The organism is Myxococcota bacterium, from assembly GCA_041389495.1.
In the GTDB taxonomy this organism is placed as follows: Bacteria; Myxococcota_A; UBA9160; order UBA9160; family UBA4427; genus JAWKRT01.
This window is the reverse complement of record JAWKRT010000001.1, coordinates 929,678-951,097: the sequence shown is the minus strand read 5'-3', so window position 1 is coordinate 951,097 and position 21,420 is coordinate 929,678. Positions and strand designations below refer to the sequence as shown.

Genomic DNA, 21,420 nt, shown 5'->3' with positions numbered 1-21,420 from the left:
CGCGGATTCTAGCGGGCGCTATTCCAGCGCTCCGTGTCGACCGCATCGCCTCGCATCCCCGCGCTCGTCGTGTCGGGCTTCCTCGGCTCCGGCAAGACGACGCTCGTGCGCCACCTGCTCGCGTGCGCGCAGGCGAGCGGGACGCGCGTCGCCATCGTCTCGAACGAGATCGGCGAGCTCGGCGTCGACCGCGCGCTGCTCGGCGGCGGGGGCGAGGCCTTCGTCGAGCTCGAGGGCGGCTGCGTGTGCTGCGAGCTCTCGGACGACCTCGTGACGACGCTGCAGGAGCTCTACGAGCGCGTGCGACCCGACCGGATCGTCGTCGAGACGTCCGGCGCCGCGCTCCCGTTCGACACGCAGCTCAACTTCTGGCGCGAGCCCGTGTCGGCGTGGATGGGCGACGACGCGGCCGTCGTCGTCGTGAACGCCGAGCAGCTCCTCGAGGGCCGCGACCTCGAGGGCGCGTTCGAGGACCAGGTGCACTCGGCGGACCTGCTCGTGCTGAACAAGGTCGACCTCGTGCCCGGCGGCGAGCCCGCGCTCGCCGCGCTCGAGGCGAAGCTCGCCGCGATCGAGCCCGAGGCGCCGATCGTGCGCGCGGTGCAGGGGCGCGTCGATCCCGACGTGCTCTTCCCGCCCGACGCCGGGCGCGTCGACCGCGCGGGCCCGGCGCCCGCGCACGAGGCGCACGCGCACCACCACGACGCGTTCGCGACGCGCGTCTGGCGCGTGCCGGCGGCGCTCGCGCGCGACGCGCTCGAGCGCGAGCTCGCGGCCGTCCCCGGGCTCGTGCGCGCGAAGGGCTTCGTCGCGCTCGACGGCGCGCTCCACGTCGTGCAGGTGGTGGGCCGACGCGTCGAGATCGAGCCTTCGGACGCGGCGCCGCCCGCGGCCTCGATCGGCGCGCTCGTGCTGATCACGCGCGCGGCCTGACCGCGCGCGGCGCACCCGACGAGCGACGGAGCGGCGGCTACGGCCGCGCGCGCACGGCCTCCGGCACGTCGCGGATCGAGTCGACGACGCGCCACGCGAGCCCGAAGTCCTGCGGTGCGGTGAACGCGTTGCGCACGACGAGGCACGCGATGCCCGCCGCGTGCGCCGCCGCGAGCCCGCGCGACGAGTCCTCGACGACGAGCGCCTCCTCGGGCCGCGCGCCGAAGCGCGCGAGCCCGGCGAGGTACGGCTCGGGGTGCGGCTTCGCGCGCGCGACGTCCTCGACCGTGATCACGAACTCGAAGTGGTCGACGAGCCCGCGCCCGCGCTGCACGAGCTCGAAGTCGGTGCGGCGCGAGGTCGTGACGATGCCCATGCGGTGGCGCGCGGCGAGCTCGGCCAGCACCTCGCCGACGCCCTCGATCTCGACCGCCTCGCGCGCGAGCAGGTCGCGGTAGAGGTCGTTGCGCGCCTCGCGCGCGGCGGCGACCTCGGCCTCCGAGGCGCCGCGCTCGAGCGCGAGGCCCCAGCACGGACGTCCGTCGGCCATCCATTCGAGGTAGGTCGCCTCCGACAGCGCGACGCCGAGGCCGGCGAGCGCCGTGCGCGTGGCCTCGAAGTACCAGCGCTCGGTGTCGACGAGCACGCCGTCGTGGTCGAAGAGCAGGTAGCGCGGCGGCACGGCCTAACGTCGACCCGTTCGCCGCTTCGGCGCGCGCGCGGCGGCCTCGTCGGCGATGCGCTTGCGCGTCGCCGCCCAGCCGCAGATCGGGCACGTCGCCAGGTCGTGGCCGCGCGCCGGGCAGTGCGTCCGCCCGAAGTGGATGATCTGCAGGTGCACGCGCCCCCAGCGCTCGGGCGCGAACAGCTTCTTCAGGTCGCGCTCCGTCTGCTCGACCGAGCGACCGCTCGAGAGCCCCCAGCGCGCCGCGAGCCGGTGGATGTGCGTGTCGACGGGGAACGCGGGCTTCCCGAAGGCCTGCGTCATCACGACGCTCGCCGTCTTGTGCCCGACGCCCGGGAGCGCCTCGAGCTCGTCGAACGTCTCGGGGACGCGGCCCTCGTGCCGCTCGACGAGCAGCCGCGACAGCTCGCGGATCGCCTTCGCCTTCTGCGGCGAGAGCCCGCACGGGCGGATGATCCCGCGGATCTCCTCCTCGTCGAGCTTCGCCATCGCGAACGGGTCGCTCGCGCGCGCGAACAGGCGCGGCGTCACCTGGTTCACCCGCTCGTCCGTGCACTGCGCCGACAGCAGCACGGCGACGAGCAGCGTGTAGGCGTCGTCGTGCGCGAGCGGGATCGGCGGCTGCGGGTGGAGCTCGTCGAGGATGCGCGCGATGCGCTGCGCCTTCTCGGCCCGGGTCATGGCGCGCGACGATAGCCCGCCGCCGCGCGCGGTACGCTCGGCCGCATGGCGCCCGACGAAGCCCCGACCCGAACCGAGGACGACGCGACGCGGCCGGCCGCGCGCCCGCGCCGGCCGCTGCGCGACTGGATTCCCGACGGCGCGCTCGTCGACCCCGACGCGATCCTCGACCGCTTCCTGTCCTGGGTCGACGCGAGCGGCCTCGCCCCGTACCCCGCGCAGGAGGAGGCGCTCCTCGCGCTCATGACGGGCGACCACGTCGTGCTCTCGACGCCGACCGGCTCGGGCAAGTCGCTCGTCGCGCTCGGCCTGCACTTCAAGGCGCTCTGCGAGGGGAAGCGCTCGTTCTACACGGCGCCGATCAAGGCGCTCGCGAGCGAGAAGTTCTTCGCGCTCTGCGACGAGCTCGGCGCCGAGAACGTCGGGATGCTCACGGGCGACGCGAGCATCAACTGGGGCGCGCCGGTCGTCTGCTGCACCGCCGAGGTGCTCGCGAACATGGCGCTCCGCCAGGGCGAGCGCGCCGACGCGCCCTACGTCGTGATGGACGAGTTCCACTACTACGGCGACCCCGAGCGCGGCGTCGCGTGGCAGGTCCCGCTGCTCGCACTCCCGCGCACGCGCTTCCTGCTGATGTCGGCCACGCTCGGCAACACGGCGCCGATCGAGGAGGCGATCGAGCGACGCACCGGGCGGCGCGTCGCGCACGTCCACAGCGACGAACGCCCCGTCCCGCTCGACTACGAGTACGCGGAGACGCCGCTCCACGAGACGATCGAGCGCCTGCTCGGCGAGGGGAAGGCGCCGATCTACGCCGTCGCGTTCACGCAGCGCGCGGCGGCCGAGCAGGCGCAGGCGCTGACGTCCGCGAACGTCTCGACGCGCGAGCGCCGCGCCGAGATCGCCGCCGCGATCGGCGGCTTCCGCTTCGACTCGCCCTACGGCAAGGACGTCCGCCGCATCCTCCACCACGGCATCGGGCTGCACCACGCGGGGCTGCTTCCGAAGTACCGGCTGCTCGTCGAGCAGCTCGCACAGAAGGGGCTGCTCCAGGTGATCTGCGGGACGGACACGCTCGGCGTCGGCGTGAACGTCCCGATCCGCACCGTCCTCTTCACGGCGCTCTCGAAGTACGACGGCGAGAAGCAGGCGCTGCTCCGCGTGCGCGACTTCAAGCAGATCGCGGGACGCGCCGGTCGGCGCGGCTTCGACGTGCGCGGCAGCGTCGTCGCGCAGGCGCCCGAGCACGTGATCGAGAACGCGCGCGCGCGCGCGAAGGCCGAGGCCGCGGGCGGCGCGAAGAAGCGCAAGCTCGTCGCGAAGTCGCCGCCGAAGGGCTTCGTGTCGTGGACGCGCGACACTTTCGATCAGCTCGTCGCGAAGCCGACCGAGCCGCTCGTGTCGCGCTTCGCCGTCTCGCACGGGATGCTCGTCGCGTGCCTGCAGCGCGGCATCGACGAAGGCGCGCGCGCGAGCGGCTACGCGCACCTGCTCGCGCTCGTCGACGCCTGCCACGACGACGAGGCGCGCAAGCGCCGCCACCGGCGCGACGCCGCCGCGCGCTTCCGCTCGCTGCGCGCCGCCGAGATCGTGCGCCTCGAGCGCGGCCGGCCCGCGCGCGTGCGCATCGACGCCGACCTGCAGCGCGACTTCTCGCTGCACCACACGCTCTCGCTCTTCGCGGTCGAGGCGATCGGCGCGCTCGACCCCTCGAGCGCCGACTACGCGCTCGACGTGCTGAGCGTCGTCGAGGCGATCCTCGAGGACCCGCGCGCGATCCTCTACCAGCTGGAGCGGCGCGCGAAGGACGAGCTGATGGCGCGCCTTCGCGCGGAGGGCGCCGAGTACGAGGAGCGCATGGCCGCGCTCGAGAAGGTGAGCTGGCCGAAGCCGAACGCCGAGTTCCTGCGCGCGGCCTTCGAGCACTTCGCGCTGCACCATCCGTGGGTGCGCGCCGAGCAGGTGCGCCCGAAGGGCATCGCGCGCGAGATGGTCGAACGCTACGCGAGCTTCGCCGACACCGTGCGCGCGAACCAGCTCGCGCGCATGGAGGGCGTGCTGCTCCGCTACCTGAGCCAGGTGTGGAACGCGCTCGCGCACAACGTCCCGGCGGCGGCCGTCACCGAGGAGCTGCGCGACGTGCGCGAGTACCTGCGCGCGACCGTCACGCAGGTGGACTCGAGCCTGGTGAAGGAATGGGAGAGCCTCGTCGCGCCGGGCGACGCGCCGCAGGGCGACGCCGCGCCGATGCGCGCGCGCGAGCCCGACGTCCTGCGGGACGAGCGCGCGCTGCGCGCGCGCGTGCGCGCCGAGTGCCACCGTCTCGTGCGCGCGCTCGCCCACCGCGACTTCGAGGAGGCCGCGCGCTGCGTCCGAGGCGGCGAGGACGCCGCGAGCGAACCGGGCGGGGCCGGCGGGGCCGACGCCGCCGACGCCGGAGGCTGGACGGCGGAGCGCATCGCGGACGCCCTCGCGCCGTTCTTCGCCGAGTACGCCTCCCTCTCGTTCGAGCCGCGCGCGCGCACGGCGGACAAGACGCTCCTGCGCGAGCGCGCGCCGCGGCTCTGGGACGTGCACCAGACGCTCGTCGACGACCGCGGCGACGAGCACTGGAGCTGCGAGCTCGAGGTCGACCTGCGCGACGGCGTGCCCGCCGAGGGGCCGTTGATCGCGCTGCGCGGAATCGCTGCTTAGGCGGGCCGCCCGCGCCGGGCGCGGCTTGACAGCCCCGGCTCCTCCGGGATACTCCGCCGCCGTCATGTCGACCCCGCGCCTCCTCGACCCCTGCTCCGTCGACGCCGCGCGCGCCCTTCGCGCCGCGCACGGGCACTCCGAGGCGGGCGGTGTCCGGCCGACGATCGCGACGACGACGCCGACGACGGAGACGACGACGTCCGGCTAGGCCGAGGACGCGGACCTGGATCCACGCCCTTCCGGCCTCGCGTCGGAAGGGCGTTTTTCGTTGGGGCGGCCGGCGCCGCCCCCACGCGGAGAGCTCGAGATGAGTCGAAGACCCGAACGCGACCTGAACGTGGGCGTCGTCGGCGCGACCGGCGCCGTCGGCGAGGTGCTGCTGCGCGTGCTCGAGGAGCGCGCCTTCCCCGTCGGCGAGCTGCGCGCGCTCGCGAGCGAGCGCTCGGCGGGCACGACGGTCGCGTTCCGCGGCGAGCGCGTCCCGGTCGCCGAGGCCGCGGCCGACTCGTTCGGCGGCCTCGACGTCGTCTTCTTCGCCGCGACCGGCTCGCTGTCGAAGTCGCTCGCACCCGAGGTCGCGAAGGCCGGCGCCGTCGCGATCGACAAGTCGAGCACCTGGCGCATGGATCCGACCGTGCCGCTCGTCGTTCCCGAGGTGAACCCGCAGGCCGTCGACGCGCACCGGGGCATCATCGCGTGCCCGAACTGCACGACGATCGGCGCGGTGATGGCGCTCGCGCCGATCCACCGCGCGGCCGGTCTCGAGAGCGTCGTCGTCACGACGCTGCAGGCCGTGTCCGGCGCGGGCAAGCCCGGCATCGACGAGCTCGAGGAGCAGCAGCGCGCGCTCGCATCGGGCGTCGCGATCGCGCCGAAGGTCTTCGACGCGCAGATCGCGAACAACGTCGTGCCGAAGTGCGACGCGTTCGGCGAGGGCGCGTTCACCGGCGAGGAGGCGAAGCTGCTGCACGAGACGCGCAAGATCCTGGGGCTCCCGGAGCTCGCGGTGAGCGTGACGTGCGTGCGCGTTCCCGTGCCGGTCGGCCACTCGGCCTCGATGCTGCTCGGCACGCAGCGCCCGATCGGGCCCGACGAGGCGCGGCGCGCGCTCGCGGCGTTCCCGGGCGTCGAGGTCGTCGACGACGTCGCGACGGGCCGCTTCCCGACGCCCAACGACGTCGCCGGCCGCGACGCGGTGCTCGTCGGCCGCGTGCGCACCGACGCCGTGAGCGACCGCCTCTGGCTCTGGCAGACGTCCGACAACCTGCGCAAGGGCGCGGCGACGAACGCCGTGCAGATCGCCGAGCTGCTGATCGAGCGCGGCCTCCTGCCGCGACGCGAGGCCCGAAGCTAGGCGCGACGTCGCTCGCCGCACGGGAGCGCCCGCGCGCGGGCGCCCGCCCGAGGAGACCGCATGGCCACGCTCGCCACCGTGCTCGAGCTGCTCGACCTCGAGCCGCTCGAGGAGAACCTCTTCCGCGGCGAGAGTCCGCAGGAGGAGCAGCAGCGCGTCTTCGGCGGGCAGGTCGCGGGCCAGGCGCTCGTCGCCGCGGGGCGCACGGTCGACCCGCACGAGCGCACGACGCACTCGCTCCACGCCTACTTCCTCCGGACGGGCGACCCGCGCGTGCCCATCCTGTTCCAGGTCGACCGCACGCGCGACGGGCGCAGCTTCTCGACGCGGCGCGTGACGGCCATCCAGCACGGGAAGCCGATCTTCGCGCTGAGCGCGTCCTTCATGCGCCCCGAGAAGGGCATCGAGCGCTCGCACCCGATGCCCGACGTGCCGGGCCCGGACGCGCTGCCCTCGCTCGCCGAGCGCATCGAGCGCTTCGGGAGCTCGCTTCCCGACGAGGAGATCGCCTGGATGCGGCGCGAGCGCGCGATCGAGATGCGCCACGTCGACCTGCGCGAGTACCTCGACTACGAGGACAAGTCGCCGCGCAATCCGATCTGGATCCGCACCTCCGGCCCGATCGGCTCCGACGACCCGCTGCTCCACCAGTGCCTGGTCGCCTACGCCTCCGACATGACGCTGATCGACACGGCGATGCGCCCGCACCTGCGCGCGCTCGCCGCGTCGAAGCACACGCAGGTCGCGAGCCTCGACCACGCGATGTGGTTCCACCGGCCGTTCCGCGCCGACGAGTGGCTGCTCTACGACCAGGAGAGCCCGGCCTTCGGCGGCGCGCGCGGCTTCACGACCGCGCGGCTCTACCGGCAGACGGGCGAGCTCGTCGTCTCGGTCGCGCAGGAGGGGCTCATGCGGCTCGACCCGGGCGACGCCGCGCCCGCCTCCTGACGCGCCGCGCCGCGCCTACCGTCGCGCCGCGCGCCGGGCCCGGACGGCGCGCGCGAGGGCGCGCCGCTTCGCGAGCGCGCGCGGCGCGAGCCGCAGCGCCTGTCCGTAGGCCGGCAGCACGTCCGGGTCGCGCAGGCACGCGTACCCGAGCCGCAGCACCTCCCAGCCGAGGAACACCGGGAGCCCGAGCACGAGCGTCGCGAGCGGCTCGTTCTTGATCCACTGCAGGTAGTGGTTCTTGAACGAGTGCCGGCGGAGCGCGACCGGCACGTCGAAGCGACCGCTCCGCTTCCAGCCGCGCTCGTGGCGCGCGCGCGCGTCCGGCACGTACAGCACGCCGAGGCCGAGGCGGCGCGCGCGCCACGCGAGGTCGGTGTCCTCGTGATACATGAAGAAGTCCTCGTCGAAGACCTCGCCCTCGAGCGCGAGCGCGTCGAGGGCCGACGCGCGCAGCCAGAGCGCGGCGCCGCTCGCGCCGAAGACGCGCTCGCAGCGGTCCCACTGGCCGCGGTCGGGCTCCTCGCTGCCGCGGTCGCGCGGGCGGCGATGGAGCGGTAGCCGGATGCCCGCGCTGTCGATCGTCGCGCCGTCGGCGCGCAGCAGCTTGCCCGTCGCGATCGCGACGTCGGGCCGGGCCTCGACCGCGCGCGCGAGCTCCGCGGCGAACGCGGGCTCGAGCGCGACGTCCGCCGTCAGCAGCAGCACGTGATCGACGCGCGCGCCGCGCGCGGCGACGGCGGCGAGCGCGCGGTTCGCGGCGCCCGCGTAGCCGCGGTTCGGCATCGCGACGACGAACGCGTCGGCGCCCGCAGCGAGCGGCGCGCCGTCGAGCGGCCCGCCCGCTCCCGGGAGCGGATCGATGTCGACGACGCACACGAGCGCGGGCGCCGCGCTCTGCGCCGCGACGCTCGCGAGGCAGCGCGCGAGCGCATCGCGCGCGCGGTAGTGGAGCACGGCGACCGCGTAGCGGGGCGCGACGGGGGTGTCGGAGGTCATGCGCTCGCCGCTCCCGCTCCCGCCGTCGGGCGCGACACCGGCCGCGCGCGCCCCATCTTAAGTAACATCGCCCGCCGCCACGCCGTCGATGCGCACGGGACGCCGACGGCCGCCCCACCCGGCCGAGGAACGCAGGCGATGCGAGCGCGCGCATGACGAGTCCGCCGGCCGGGAGCCGGGACGCGCCGCGTCCGTCGGGCCGGGGCGAGCGCGCGCTGCGCGTCGGCGCCGGCGCGGCGACGGCGCTCCTCGCCGCCTTCGCGTTCCGCGCGCTCGCGGGCTTCGACCCCACCCAGATCTCGCGCTTCGACGCGCCGCCGAGCGAGGCCGCGTTCTTCTCGCCGACCGGCAACGCGCCGTTCTTCGTGTACGCGGTCGCGCTGTGGCTCCTCTACGAGCGTCGGGCGCGCTTCTTCGCGTCGCTCGGCGGGCCGGCGAGCCGCGCGATCTCGCTGTGCGCGCTCGTCGGCGCCGTCGCCGCGGCCGCGCTCGCCGCGCACGCCGACGCGCCCGACCTGCTCCTTCCCGCGGCCTCGCTCGCCGCGATCGCGCTCGCCGCCGCACTCGGCGGACGCCCGGCCGTGCGCGCGGCGTGGATCCCCGCGGCCGCACTGGTCGCGCTCGTACCCGTGCCGGCCGCGCTCGTGAACCACGTCGTGCTGCCGCTGCAGCTCGCGACGGCCGACGCCACCGCGGCGCTCCTGCGGGCGATCGGCATGGAGGCCGTCGCCGTCGCCGACCGCATCGTGGTCGGCGGCGAGCAGGTGTTCCAGGTGATCGAGTCGTGCAGCGGGCTGCGCGCGACGCAGACGATCGCGCTCTCCGCCCTGCTCTACGGCGCGATCTTCGAGCGGCCGCGCGCGCACTGGGCGCTGCTCGTCGCGCTCGCACCGCCGCTCGGTCTCGTCGTGAACGAGCTGCGCGTGCTCTCGCTCGTGTTCAACCCCTACTCGTCGTTCGCCAGCGTGCACGAGGCGCAGGGGCTCGCGATGCTGGTCGTCGGCGTGCTCGCGATCGCGGCGGTCGACGCGCTGCTCGTGCGCGCGCTCCCGACCGGCGCACACGCGAGCCGCGCGGCCCGCGCGACGGCGCGTCGCGCGCGCGCACACTCACCGCGAGCACCGATCGGCGCCGCGCGCGCCTTCGCCTGCGCGGGCGGCGCCGCAGCGCTCGCACTCGCATCGCTGGTTCCGCCGTCCGCGAACGCGGACGCGGCGCTCGCGTGGGATCCCTCCGACGTCCCGATCCGGCTCGCCGGCTTCCGCTCGCAGCCGCGCCGGCTCGACCGCGTCTACATGGGGAGCACGCGCTTCCGGGCCGACACGAACCGCGTGTTCGCACGCGACGGCGACGAGGTGGCGGTGTATCTCGGCGTGCTGCCGCGCAGCGCGCGCACCGCGAGCGTGCTCTCGCCGAAGATCGCGCCACTCGGCACCGCGCGCCGCAGCGAGCCCGACCCGTCCTTCGTCGACCCCGACGCCGCGCGCGGAGCGCGCGCCTTCCTCGTCGCGACCGCCGACGGCGTCGAGCGCGTGCTCGTCTGGACGCGCGGCACGTGCTCGCTCGGCTGCGAGGCCGCGCGCAGCGCCCTCGCGCTCGACCGCAGCGCGCTCGCGCGCGACGACATGCCGTACGTCGCGCGCCTCGCGACGCTCGTCGGGCCCCGCGCGGTCGACGTGGCGCGTGCCGACGCGCGGCTCGTCGCGTTCGCGGACTCGCTCGAGGGCTCGCTGGCGCGCGTCGAGGAACGCGCGGCCGCGCGCGCGGCCGCGCGCGCGCGGCGAGATGCGGCGCGCAGGGCCCGCCGGTAGAGTCCGCCGACCGCGGCCCCTCGCCGTCGCGGAGGCCTTTCATGCCGAGCCTGCCGAGCGCGCGCCGAACCCTCGACATCGCCGCGATGCTGACGCGCCGCGAGATCGCGGGCCGGCACCGCGGCCACGTCCTCGGTGCCGCGTCCGCACTCGTCGTCCCGAGCGCGTTCCTCGTCGTCTACGGCCTCGTGTTCACGCGCGTCGTTCCCGTGCACCTCGCCGCGGGTGCCGCGCCCGCCGACTACGTGTTCTTCCTGTTCGCGGGCCTCGTCGGCTGGAACCTCGTCGCCGAGACGCTCGGCCGCGCACCCGCGCTGTTCGAGGCGAACGCCGCGCTGCTGCGCAAGGCGGGCTTTCCGGGAGCGGCGCTCGCGTTCGCGAGCGCCGCCACCGCGTGGATCTACGCGCTCGTGTGGCTCGGCGTGTTCGCGCTCGCGGCGGCGGCGACCGGGCGCGGCGCGCCCGCGACGCTGTGGCTCGCACCGCTGTGTCTGGCGATCGTCGCGGCGTTCGCGGCGGGCGCCGCACTCGCGCTCGCGACGCTCGGCAGCTTCGCGCGCGACCTCGCCGAGTGGACGCCGCCCGCGCTCGCGCTCTGGCTCTTCCTGTCGCCCGTCCTCTACCCCGCCGATCGCATCGAGCGCCTCGCGCCGTGGCTCGTCGACGCCAACCCGATGACGCCCATGCTGCGCGCGCTGCGCGCGCTGCTGATCGACGGCACCGTGCCCGCGGCCGGCGATGCGACGGCCGCGCTCGCGTGGGCGGCGGCGGCGTGCGCGCTCGGCACCGGACTGCACCGGCGCGCGCGCACGGCGCTCGCCGACGTCGTGGCCTGACGCGACGTGGCGGGAGCCGTTCGCGCCGAGCGCCTGTGCAAGGTCTACGCGGAGACGCACGGGCTGCGCGACGTGGCGCGCGCGCTGCTCGGGCTGCGGCCCGCGCCCGGGCCCGCGCGCGCGGCGGTGGACGGCGTCGACATCGACCTCGGGCGCGGCGAGTCGCTCGGCGTCGTCGGCCGCAACGGCTCGGGCAAGACCACGCTGCTGCGGCTGCTCACGGGCGCGCTCCCGCCGACCTCGGGCCACGTGCACGTCCAGGGCCGCGTCGCCGCGCTGATCGACCTCGCCGCCGGCATCGACCCGCGCTTCTCGGGGCGCGAGAACGCGCTGCTGCTCATGATGCTCGCGGGACGCGGCCGCGCGGAGGCGCGCGCGGCGCTTCCCGAAGTGCGCGCGTTCAGCGGCCTCGGCGACGCGTTCGAGGCGCCGGTGCAACGCTATTCGACGGGCATGACGCTGCGCCTCGCGTTCAGCGCGATCATGGCGAGCGACCCCGACGTGCTGCTCGTCGACGAGGTGCTCGCCGTCGGCGACGCCTTCTTCCAGCAGCGCTGCCTGCTGCGCGTGCGCCAGCTGCAGGATCGCGGAACGACCGTCGTGCTCGTCTCGCACGACCCGTCCGCGATCCTCGGCTTCTGCGACCGCGCGATGTGGCTCGAGCACGGACGCGTCGCGTGCAGCGGCGAGCCCGCGAAGGTGGTGCGCGAGTACACCGCGGCCCACTACCGCGACCCGGGCTCGCTCGAGGCGACGCTCGAGGACGGGCTGCCGACGCTCGTCCCCGGCGCCGACGGCGCGCCCGAACCCGCGTCCCGCCTGCCGAACGTCGACGCGCGCCACGGCGACGCGCGCGCGCGCATCACGGGCATCGCGCTGCGCGACGACCGCGGGCGCGCGCTCGCCGCGCCGACGCCGGGCGCGCCCGTGCGCGTCGCGATCACGCTCCTCGCGCGCGGCCGCGTGGGCTCGCCGGTCGTCGGCTTCAGCCTCCGCAACCGCATCGGCGACATCGTCGCCGCCACGAACACCGCGCACGAGGGACACGCGCTCCCGCCGCTCGAGGCGGGACAGCGCCTGCACGTCGAGTTCCGGCTGCCGTGGCCGGCCTTCGCCTCGGGCGCGTTCTCGCTCTCGCCCGCCGTCGCCGACGGCACGCTCGACGCGCACGTGATGAACGACTGGGTCGACAACGCGCTCGTCACCGAGGTGCACAACCCCGACGCGCGCTACGGATGGATCGCGCTCGCCGGGGCGAGCGTGCGCTGCGCGATCGACGACGCGCCGGACGCCGCGGACGAGGGCCCGGGCGACGACGCGAACGGCGCGCCGACCGCGCGCGCGCCGGGCGGGGAGACGCGGCGATGAGCGGAGACGGCGCGGGCGGCGGCCATCGCGAGCGCTTCGCGCTCGGCGAACGCGGCGCGCTCATCCACTACGAGCACGCGCACCGCTACGTGCTCGCGGTCGAGCTCGCGCGCGCGCTCGCCCCCGACCGGCCGCTGCGCGTGCTCGACCTCGCGTGCGGGTCGGGCTACGGCACGCGGCTCCTGCGCGCGGCGGGCCTCGACGCGACGGCGCTCGACCTCGACGCGGCGTGCGCGCGCGAAGCCGCGCCGGGCGTGCGCGCGCGCGGCGAGCGCCTCCCGTTCCGCGACGCGAGCTTCGACCTCGTGACGTGCTTCGAGGCGATCGAGCACGTCGAGGACCCGGAGGCGATCGTCGCCGAGATCGCGCGCGTCGTGCGCGTCGACGGTGCCGCGCTCGTCTCGACGCCGAACCGCACGCTCTACTCGGAGCGCGCGCGGCGCGCGAACCCGTTCCACCTGCGCGAGCTCGACCGCGACGAGCTCGACGCGATGCTCGCGCGCCACTTCGCGGACGCCGCCGTGCTCGGGCAGAGCGTCTGGGCCGGCTCGTGGATCGCCGCTCCGCACGCGCGCGGCCGCTTCCGCGCCGTCGAGCTGCCCGCGGAGCTCGCGCCGCCCGACGCGAGCCCCGCGCCCTGGAGCGACGACGAGGGCGACGCGCTTCCCGCTCCGCTCTACTTCGTCGCGCTGTGCGCGCGCGACGAGGCGCGCGCCGCCGATCTGCACCGCTTCGCGCAGGACGCGCACCTGCTCCACGACCGCGCGCAGCGCCTCTTCGGCGAGCTGCTGGGTGCGCAGCGCGCCGCGACCGACCGCCACGCCGAGGTCGAGAGCCAGGGGCGACACGCGCGCCAGATCGAGCGCGACCTCGCGCTCGCGCGCGAACGCGTCGCGAGCCTCGAGGCGAACGACGCGAACCTGCGCGACGACCTCGGGCACGAGCGCACCGAGCACGCGAGCCTGCGCGCGCACGTCGCGAACCTCGAGCGCGACGTCGCCGTGGCGCACGAGCGCGCGGCCGAGCTCGAGCGCCACGCGGCGAACCTCGAGGCCGCGGCGGCGGAGGCGGACGCGCGCCGCGCCGAGCTCGAGGCGCACGTGGCGAACGTCGAGGAGGCGCTCGCGCGCGAGCGCGAGCGCGCGAGCGGCGTCGATGCGCACGCCGCGAACCTCGGCGGCCTGCTCGACGAAGCGCGTGCGCGCGTGCAGGCGCTCGACGTCCACGCCGCGAACCTCGAGTCGCAGCGCGACGAGGCGCGCGCACGCACGCAGGAGCTCGAGGCCCACGCCGAGGGGCTCGAGCAGCTGCGCCGCTCCGCGGCGGCGCGCAGCCGCGAGCTCGCCGCGCACGCGAGCGCACTCGAGAGCGAGCACGACGACCGCGCGCAGCGCGTGCGCGAGCTCGAGGCGCACGCCGACAACCTCGAGATCGAGAGCGAGCGCCTGCGCCAGCGCATCGACGCGCTCGAGGCGCACGCGGCCAACCTCGAGAGCGAGCTCGGCGAGCGCCGCGCGCGCATCGCGTCGCTCGACGCGCACGTCGAGAACCTCGCCCGCATCGACGAGGAGCGGCTGGCGCGCATCGCCGGGCTCGAGCGCCACGCCGGGAACCTCGAGCAGCTGCGCGCCGAGCGCGACGAGCGCGTGCAAGGCCTCGAGGCCCACGCCGCGAACCTGGAGGCGGCGCTCGGGGGCGCCACGACGCGCGCCGAGGAGGCGGAGGTGCTCGCCTCCGAGCTCGCCGCTGCGCGCGAGAGCGCGCTCCAGCGGCTGCGGCTCGCCGAGACCGAGCGCAATCGCATGCAGGAGGCGCGCGACGCCGCCGGGCGTCAGCGCGACGCCGCGCACGCCGAGCTCGAGCGCCTGCGCGCCGCGTTCTTCGTGCGCGTGCTGCGGCGCCTCGGGCTCGTCCGCGACCGCGGTTAGGCGCCGGCGCGCGCGAGCGCCCGGGGGCGCACCTACGGCGAGCGCCCGGGCGCGCCCACAGGATGGGGCCTAGACTCGCCCGCCGTCGTCATGCGCGTCCTCCACATCGTCCACGACTTCCTGCCGCGCCACGTCGCGGGCGTCGAGGTGTACACCGAGAACCTCACGCAGCGCCTCGCGGCCGAGCACGAGGTCGCGATCGCGTACAGCGAGGTGGTGCCCGACGCGCCGAACTACGCGCTGCGCCGCGGCCGGCGCGGCAAGGTGTTCACGTACGAGATCGTCAACAACCACCGGCTGCGCGGGTTCGAGGAGACGTACCGCAACCCCGCGGTCGACCGGCGCATGACCGAGGTGCTCGACGAGTTCCGGCCCGACGTCGTGCACGTGCAGCACCTGATCAACCTGTCGATCGACGTGGTGCGCGACGCGAAGCGCCGCGGCATCCCGGTCGTGATGACGCTGCACGACCACTGGCTCGAGTGCGCGAACGGCGGCCAGCGCTTCCACCCGCGGCTCGGCCTGTGCACGACGCTCGACGCGCAGCGCTGCGCGGGCTGCACGGCGCACATGACGGGCACGGGGCTCGGCGCGCGCGGCTGGCTGCGCCGGCGGCACGCGCGCGCGGGCGCGAGCGAGGAGGGCCTCGACCTCACGACGCTCGCGCCGCACGTCGAGACGCCCGACGCGGCGTTCGTGTACCGCGACGCCTACGCGCTCGACGGCGCCGCGCATCCGACCTTCGTCGCGCACCCGCCGGCGCGCCTGCGCTTCGACGTCGAGACCGGGCGCGGCGGGCGCTTCCTCGCGGCGGCCGCGATGCACCCCGACACCTTCGAGCGGCCGGGCGGCGCGGTGCGCTTCCGCGTGCGCGTCGACGGCGACGTGCGCGCCGAGGAGACGCTCGACCCGAAGCGCCGCGCGGAGGACCGCCGTCCGCTGCGCATCGACGTCACGCTTCCGGCGGGCCGCTGCGCGATCGAGCTCGAGACGGAGGCCGTGCCGGCCGGTCGCGCCGACTACTGCACGGCCGGCTGGATCGCTCCGCGCATCGTCGCCGAGCAGGGCGACGCGCGCGCGGCGGCGAGCCCGTGGCTGCGCCCGATGCGCGCGGCGGCGCGGCTCGCGGCGCGCGTGCCGCGCTCGCAGCAGCGCCTGCGCATCCAGCGGCGCTGGGCGTCGATGCGCGAGCTCGGCGAGCTCGTCGACGCGTTCGTGAGCCCGTCGCGCTACCTGCGCGACGAGCTCGCGCGCTTCGGGCTCGACGCGGGGAAGATCGTCCACTGCGACTACGGCTTCGCGACCGAGGGCTTCCGCAGGCGCACCGACCTTCCCGAGCGCGCGCGACGCTATGCGTTCATCGGGTCGCTCGTGCCGCACAAGGGCGTCCACGTGCTGATCGACGCATTCGACGCGATGCCCCGCGACGCCGAGCTCGAGATCTGCGGCTCGCACGACTACGACCCGCCGTACACGGACGCGCTGCTGCGACGCGCCGCGCACCCGGGCATCCGCTTCGTCGGCGGGATCCCGCCCGAGCGCGTCGCCGAGCACCAGCAGCGCATCGACTGCCAGGTCGTGCCGTCGATCTGGCGCGAGAACTCGCCGCTCACGATCCACGAGGCGTTCCTGTCGGGCGTGCCGGTCGTCGCGTCGCGCATGGGCGGCAGCGCCGAGCTGCTCGAGCACGGCGGCGGGCTGCTCTACGACGCCGGCGACGCCGATGCGCTCGCCGCGCAGCTGCGGCGTCTGTACGACGAGCCCGGGCTCGCGCGCCGGCTCGCGGCGAGCGCGCCGCGCGTGAAGCCGATGGGCGAGCACGCGCGCGAGCTCGTCGGCCTCTACGAGGAGCTCCGCAGCGCGCGAGCCCGTGCCCATGACGCGCGCTGAGGGCGCCGGGCCCGTCCGCTGCATCTCGGTGGTCGTGCCCGTGAAGGACGGCGCCGACACGCTCCCGCTCGTCGCCGACGCGCTCTCGAAGCAGCGCGGCGACTTCGACCTCGAGCTGCGCGCCGTCGACTCGGGCTCGCGCGACGGGAGCGTCGCGCTGCTGCGCCGCGCGGGCTTCGACGTCGACGAGATCGCCCCGCGCGAGTTCGACCACGGCGCGACCCGCAACCGCGGCATCGCCGCGACGCGCGGCGAGGTCGTCGTGCTGCTCACGCAGGACGCGGTTCCGCAGGGCGAGGACTTCCTGCGCGCGATCGCCGCGCCGTTCGCCGACCCCGAGGTGGCGGGCGTGTACGGCCGACAGATCCCGCGCGCCGACTGCGACGTCGTCACGCGTCGGCAGCTCGAGGGCTGGCTCACGGGCCGCGCCGCGCCCGCGCGCGCGAAGCTCGACGCGCCTTCGCTCGAGGCGCTCGCGCCCGGCGAGCGCCACGCGCTCTGCGTCTTCGACAACGTGTGCTCGGCGGTGCGCCGCACGGCCTGGGAGCGGCTGCCGTTCCCGGCCACGCCCTTCGGCGAGGACATCGCGTGGGGGAAGGCCGCGATCGAGGCCGGGCACGCGATCGCGTACGCGCCCGACGCGGCGGTCGAGCACTCGCACCGCCGCTCCGTCCTGTACGAGTACGCGCGCACGCGCATCTGCCACAGGACGCTCCACGAGCTGTTCGGGCTGGCGACGCTGCCGCGGCGCCGCGACGTCGCGCGCGCGGTGCTCGCGAACTGGCGCCACGACCTCCCCTACGTCTGGCGCCATGCGCCGGGCGGGCTCGAGCGCGCGCGCCAGCTCGCGCGCATCGCGGCGCTCGCCGTCGCGAGCCCGCTCGCACAGCACCGCGGCATCCGCGACGCGAGGCGCGCGCGGTGAAGATCGCGCACGCGCTGCACGCCTTCCCGCCCGACTCGCGCGCGGGCTCCGAGAACTACGTCGAGGCGCTCGCGCGCGCGCAGGCGGAGCGCCACGACGTCGTCGTCTTCCACCGCACGGCGGACTCCGCGCGCCCCGAGTACGCCGTCGACGACGGCGTGCACGAGGGGCTCCGCGTCGCGCGCCTGAACCGCACCTTCCGCGACCTCGCGTCGTTCGCCGAGACGTACGAGAGCGCGCCGGCCGCGCGCGCGTTCGGCGCCTTCCTCGACCGCGAGCGGCCCGACGTCGTGCACTTCCACCACGTCACGTGCCTGTCGACGACGTGCGTCGACGAGGCGAAGCGGCGCGGCATCCGCGTCGTGTTCACGCTGCACGACTTCTGGCTCGCGTGTCCGCGCGGCCAGCGCCTGCGCGACGACCTCGCGCCCTGCCCTTCGCACGCGCGCGCGGACTGCGTGCGCTGCGTGGCGATGCAGCTGCGCGTGCGCGGCGGCCACGCGCGCGCGCGCGCCCTCCTCGAGCGCGCGCGCTGGCTGGCCGACCTGCGGCTGCCGCGCGCGCTCTACCGCCGCATCGCCGCCCGTCCCTTCGCGCGCGAAGACGACGCCGTCGCGCAGATCGCGGCGCGCGAGCGCGCCGTGCGCGCGATGTGCGAGCAGGTCGACCTCTTCGTCTCGCCGTCGCACTTCCTCCGCGGAGTCTTCGTCGGCGAGGGCCTCGTCGACCCGGCGCGCATCGTCGTCTCCGACAACGGCTTCGACCTCGCACCGTGGAAGGGGTTCGCGCGCGCGCCGCGCACGGCCGGCGCCCCGCTGCGCGCCGCCTATCTCGGCACGTGGATCCCGTCGAAGGGCGTCCACCTGCTGCTCGAGGCGTTCCGCGGCATCGACCCCGCGCGCGCCACGCTCGACGTGCACGGCCACGCCGTCCCCTTCGACGGCTTCGACGACTACGAGGGCGCGCTGCGCCGCCTCGCCGCGGGCGCGCCGCACATCCGCCTCGGCGCGCGCTATGCGCCGGCCGACGTGCCGCGCCTGCTCGCCGCGGCCGACGTCCTCGTCGTCCCCTCGCTCTGGTACGAGAACTCGCCGCTCACGATCCACGAGGCCTTCCTCGCCGGCCTCCCCGTCGTCGCCGCCGACCACGGCGGCCAGCGCGAGTTCGTCGGCGACACCGGCGCCGGCCTCGTCTTCGCACCGGCCGACGCGCGCGCCCTGCGCGCCGCGATCGAGCGCCTCGCCGCCGACCCCGCCCTGCTCGACCGCCTCCGCGCCCGCGTCCCCGCGGTCAAGGACGTGCGCGACCACGCGCGCGAGCTCGAGGCGATGTATGCGGCGTGAGTGGTGCGCGCGGGAGGTGCGCGCGCTGCTCGTGGCGGGCCTCGGTCTCGCGGTGGCGTGTGCGCGCACCGAAGAGCGCGCCGCCGACTATCAGGCGATCGGCGCGAGCAGCGCGGAGCTCGCCGTCCTCACTGGCCACGCCCCCTCCGACGTCGTGTGGACGATGGGCGAGGACCGGCGACTCGCGCTGTTCCAGCACCCGCCGAGCCGCCTGGCGGTGCGGCTGCGACACGCCCCCGCCGGCTGCGAGCTGCGCTTCGCGCTCGGACTCAAGGAGGAGGCGTGGGCGCGCAGCGACGGGGCGACCTTCCGCGTCGCCCTCCGGCGCGGCGACGACGAGCGCACGGTCTTCGAAGAAGATCTCGCGCCGGCGGCACTCGGAGCGCCGGCGTGGCTCGACCGCGTCGTCGCGCTCCCCGACGACGCGCGCTTCGCAGGAGGAGACGGCGTCGAGCTCGTTCTCGAGACGACGACCGGCCGCAACGGCTCGGCGGACTCGGACTGGGTCGCGTGGGCCGCGCCGCACGTCGTGTGCTCCACACCCGCGGCTCGACCCCGACGCGACGGACCGCCCGACGTCGTCCTCGTCTCGCTCGACACGCTGCGCGCGGATCGCCTCGGCGTCTACGGCGCCGACCCGTCGCCGAGCCCGACCCTCGACGCCCTCGCGCGAGAGAGCCTCGTGTTCGACGAGGCCTTCGCGGTCGCGCCGTACACGCTCGCGACGCATGCGTCGATGTTCACGGGCCTCTATCCGAGCGAGCACCGCGCCGGCCACGACGCCCCGCTGTTCCCGATGTCCGACGCGCCGCCGACGCTCGCATCGCGCCTTCGCGACGCCGGCTACCGGACGCTCGCCTTCACCGCGGGTGGAATCGTGCACCGCGGACACGGGATCGCGCGCGGCTTCGAGACGTGGGTCGAGCACACCCGCGTCGGACTCCCGAGCATGCTCCCGACGATCTTCGACGCGCTCGGCGCCGCGCCGAGGCGGCCGACGTTCCTGTTCGTCCACACGTACGACATCCACGGCCCGTATCCGGGCGTTCGTCGCGCGGATGCGGGCGACGACGCCGCCGGGTCCAGTGGCGCGTGGCGCGCGCTGCGCGCGATTCCCGCGCTGCGCTACCTGGCGCTCGACCGGTACCCGTCGCGCGAGGCGATGGTCCGCGGCTACGACGAGGGGGTCCGATCGACGGATCGCACGCTCGGCGCGCTCTTCGACCGGCTGCGCGAGATCGGAGTCTGGGACGGCGCGCTCGTCATCGTGACCTCCGACCACGGCGAAACGCTGTTCGAGCGCGGCGACTTCGTCGGCCACACGTTCTCGCTCCACGACGAGGTGATCCGCGTGCCGCTCGTCGTGAAGCTCCCACACGCGGTCGCCACGGGACGCTCCGACGAGCTCGTCGAGCAGGTCGATCTGCTTCCGACCGTCCTGGCGGCGGTCGGTCTGCCCGCCGAGCCCGGCGTGTCGGGGTCGGACGTGCTCGCGCGCGTGCGCGGCGAGCAGCCCGCCAAGGAGAGGGTCCGCGGCGAGGCCGTGCACACGGGTGCGCGCTACGTGCGCGACCGGCGGTGGAAGGTGATCGCCGCGGGCTATCCCGCCGGCGATGCCCGGTCGCGCGTTCCGGCCGAGCTCCGGGACCGCGTGTCGACGGCGCCCCAGGCGTACGACCTGCGCGCGGACGCAGGCGAGCTCCACGACCTCGCGACCGGCGATCCCCTCCGAGCGCGCCCCTCCGCCGCATGGTCGGCCCCGCTGTCCCGCGCCGAATCCCTGCCGCTCCCCGGGACGCTTCCTGGCGAGTACGGCCGCGCCGAGGCGGAGCCGCCGAGCGGCGGGGTGCCGATCGAGCAGCTCCGGGCGCTCGGCTACGGAGAGTGATCGCGCGCGTCGTCCGCTTCGCCGACGCGCGTCGACGACTCCACCGACATCGATTCGACGCGCCGCGGCACGGGGTTCGGGGTGTATTCTGCGACGGGAACCGGGTATTCTGGCGCGCGTTGCGATGCTCGTGATGTCCGACCTTCGCGCGGACGCGTGCCCAGTGCCGGCGTCCGGACGTTGAACAGGAGTCGTTCGATGAAGCTTCGACAGTTCTGCACGGCTTCGGCTGTGGCCGCGCTCTGCTCCATCCTCTCGTTCGATGCATCGCTCGCGGGGCCCGGCGGCGGGCCGAGCGGCGACTCGGTCGGCGTCGTGAACACGACGCTCAGCCGCTTCTTCCTCCGCAACACGCTGAGCGGCGGCGCGCCCGAGATCACGGCGTTCAACTACACCGTCGGCCAGGCCGGAGAGATCACGCTGATGGGCGACTGGGACGGCGACGGAACGGACACGCCCGGCGTCTACGTCCCGTCGAACCAGCGCTTCTTCCTCCGGAACAGCAACAGCGCGGGCGCGCCCGACGTTCCGGCGTTCAAGTTCAGCGTCGGCCAGGCGGGTGAGATCCCGGTCGTCGGCGACTGGGACGGCGACGGCGACGACACGATCGGCGTCTACGTCCCCAGCCTCGGCCGGTTCTTCCTGCGCAACACGAACGCGAGCGGCGCGCCGGATGCGCTCTTCACGTACACCGTCGGTCAGGCGAACGAAGTGCCGGTGACGGGCGACTGGGACGGCGACGGCGACGACACCGTCGGGCTCCACGTCGCGGCGATCAACAAGTTCTTCCTGCGCAACTCGAACTCGACGGGCTCGCCGGACGCGGGCAACTTCGTCTACTCCGTCGGGCAGCCCGTGCAGGCGCCGCTGATCGGCGACTGGGACGGCGACGGCGACGACACCGTCGGGCTCTACGTCGCGGCGCTCAAGAAGTTCTTCCTGCGCAACGCGAACACGAGCGGCGCGCCCGACGCCGGCAACTTCCCGTACACGGTCGGCGCCGCCAGCGAGGCGCCGGTCACGGGCAACTTCGACGGGATCTAGGACCGTCGCAGCCCGGCTCTCCTGCCGACACCCCCGCTTCCGCTCGACGGAGGCGGGGGTGTCGTGCGTTCGGACGACCGCACCGCGAGCGCTCGC

Annotated in this window: 17 protein-coding genes; 14 read left to right on the top strand and 3 right to left on the bottom strand. The window is 75.5% G+C overall.

The features are described 5' to 3' along the window. Window positions 1-33 precede the first annotated feature (33 nt). The gene (locus R3E88_04220) at window positions 34-933 is read left to right on the top strand and encodes a GTP-binding protein (GenBank protein ID MEZ4215661.1); all 900 of its coding nucleotides are present in this window, start codon (window positions 34-36) and stop codon (window positions 931-933) included. Between the two features lie 37 nt (window positions 934-970). Here R3E88_04220 and R3E88_04215 read toward each other — a convergent pair whose 3' ends face one another. Further along, on the bottom strand, window positions 971-1,615 hold the full coding sequence (locus R3E88_04215; GenBank protein ID MEZ4215660.1) for an HAD family phosphatase: 645 nt from the start codon (window positions 1,613-1,615) through the stop codon (window positions 971-973). A 3-nt stretch (window positions 1,616-1,618) separates the two neighbouring features. Continuing rightward, on the bottom strand, window positions 1,619-2,299 hold the full coding sequence (nth, locus tag R3E88_04210; protein MEZ4215659.1) for an endonuclease III: 681 nt from the start codon (window positions 2,297-2,299) through the stop codon (window positions 1,619-1,621). Window positions 2,300-2,344: 45 nt separating this feature from the next. On the opposite strand from nth, the gene R3E88_04205 reads away from it, so the two are divergent. The 4 genes from R3E88_04205 (at window position 2,345) to tesB (ending at window position 7,295) form a co-directional block, all read left to right on the top strand. Beyond that, window positions 2,345-4,993: a DUF3516 domain-containing protein gene (locus R3E88_04205; GenBank protein MEZ4215658.1), complete on the top strand. Its 2,649-nt coding sequence runs from the start codon at window positions 2,345-2,347 to the stop codon at window positions 4,991-4,993. A gap of 64 nt (window positions 4,994-5,057) precedes the next feature. Next, window positions 5,058-5,201 carry a hypothetical protein gene (locus R3E88_04200; GenBank protein ID MEZ4215657.1) on the top strand — a complete coding sequence of 48 codons (144 nt, stop codon included), beginning with the start codon at window positions 5,058-5,060 and terminating at the stop codon, window positions 5,199-5,201. Between the two features lie 99 nt (window positions 5,202-5,300). Beyond that, entirely contained in the window at window positions 5,301-6,347 is a 1,047-nt protein-coding gene (locus R3E88_04195) for an aspartate-semialdehyde dehydrogenase (protein MEZ4215656.1), read from the top strand. Between the two features lie 60 nt (window positions 6,348-6,407). Further along, window positions 6,408-7,295, top strand: coding sequence for an acyl-CoA thioesterase II (gene tesB, locus R3E88_04190; protein ID MEZ4215655.1), 888 nt, complete (start codon window positions 6,408-6,410; stop codon window positions 7,293-7,295). Between the two features lie 15 nt (window positions 7,296-7,310). Here tesB and R3E88_04185 read toward each other — a convergent pair whose 3' ends face one another. Next, entirely contained in the window at window positions 7,311-8,291 is a 981-nt protein-coding gene (locus tag R3E88_04185; protein MEZ4215654.1) for a glycosyltransferase, read from the bottom strand. Window positions 8,292-8,443: 152 nt separating this feature from the next. Between R3E88_04185 and R3E88_04180 the strand changes: the two genes are divergently transcribed. From R3E88_04180 to R3E88_04140, 9 genes are all read left to right on the top strand, one after another. Next, entirely contained in the window at window positions 8,444-10,102 is a 1,659-nt protein-coding gene (locus R3E88_04180; GenBank protein MEZ4215653.1) for an exosortase/archaeosortase family protein, read from the top strand. 41 nt (window positions 10,103-10,143) lie between these two features. Continuing rightward, on the top strand, window positions 10,144-10,938 hold the full coding sequence (locus R3E88_04175) for an ABC transporter permease (protein MEZ4215652.1): 795 nt from the start codon (window positions 10,144-10,146) through the stop codon (window positions 10,936-10,938). Between the two features lie 6 nt (window positions 10,939-10,944). Next, window positions 10,945-12,306, top strand: coding sequence for an ABC transporter ATP-binding protein (locus R3E88_04170; protein MEZ4215651.1), 1,362 nt, complete (start codon window positions 10,945-10,947; stop codon window positions 12,304-12,306). Next, window positions 12,303-14,234, top strand: coding sequence for a methyltransferase domain-containing protein (locus tag R3E88_04165; GenBank protein MEZ4215650.1), 1,932 nt, complete (start codon window positions 12,303-12,305; stop codon window positions 14,232-14,234). Before R3E88_04170 ends, R3E88_04165 begins: the two co-directional genes overlap by 4 nt. Window positions 14,235-14,324: 90 nt before the next feature. Then, window positions 14,325-16,124, top strand: a complete 1,800-nt coding sequence (locus R3E88_04160) for a glycosyltransferase (protein MEZ4215649.1) — start codon at window positions 14,325-14,327, stop codon at window positions 16,122-16,124. Then, window positions 16,111-17,049, top strand: coding sequence for a glycosyltransferase (locus R3E88_04155; GenBank protein ID MEZ4215648.1), 939 nt, complete (start codon window positions 16,111-16,113; stop codon window positions 17,047-17,049). The genes R3E88_04160 and R3E88_04155 overlap by 14 nt, the downstream gene beginning before the upstream one ends. Continuing rightward, entirely contained in the window at window positions 17,046-18,392 is a 1,347-nt protein-coding gene (locus R3E88_04150) for a glycosyltransferase (protein ID MEZ4215647.1), read from the top strand. The genes R3E88_04155 and R3E88_04150 overlap by 4 nt, the downstream gene beginning before the upstream one ends. Continuing rightward, the gene (locus R3E88_04145; protein MEZ4215646.1) at window positions 18,382-20,280 is read left to right on the top strand and encodes a sulfatase; all 1,899 of its coding nucleotides are present in this window, start codon (window positions 18,382-18,384) and stop codon (window positions 20,278-20,280) included. Before R3E88_04150 ends, R3E88_04145 begins: the two co-directional genes overlap by 11 nt. Before the next feature lie 198 nt (window positions 20,281-20,478). After that, window positions 20,479-21,324, top strand: coding sequence for a hypothetical protein (locus tag R3E88_04140; GenBank protein ID MEZ4215645.1), 846 nt, complete (start codon window positions 20,479-20,481; stop codon window positions 21,322-21,324). Window positions 21,325-21,420: the final 96 nt, after the last annotated feature.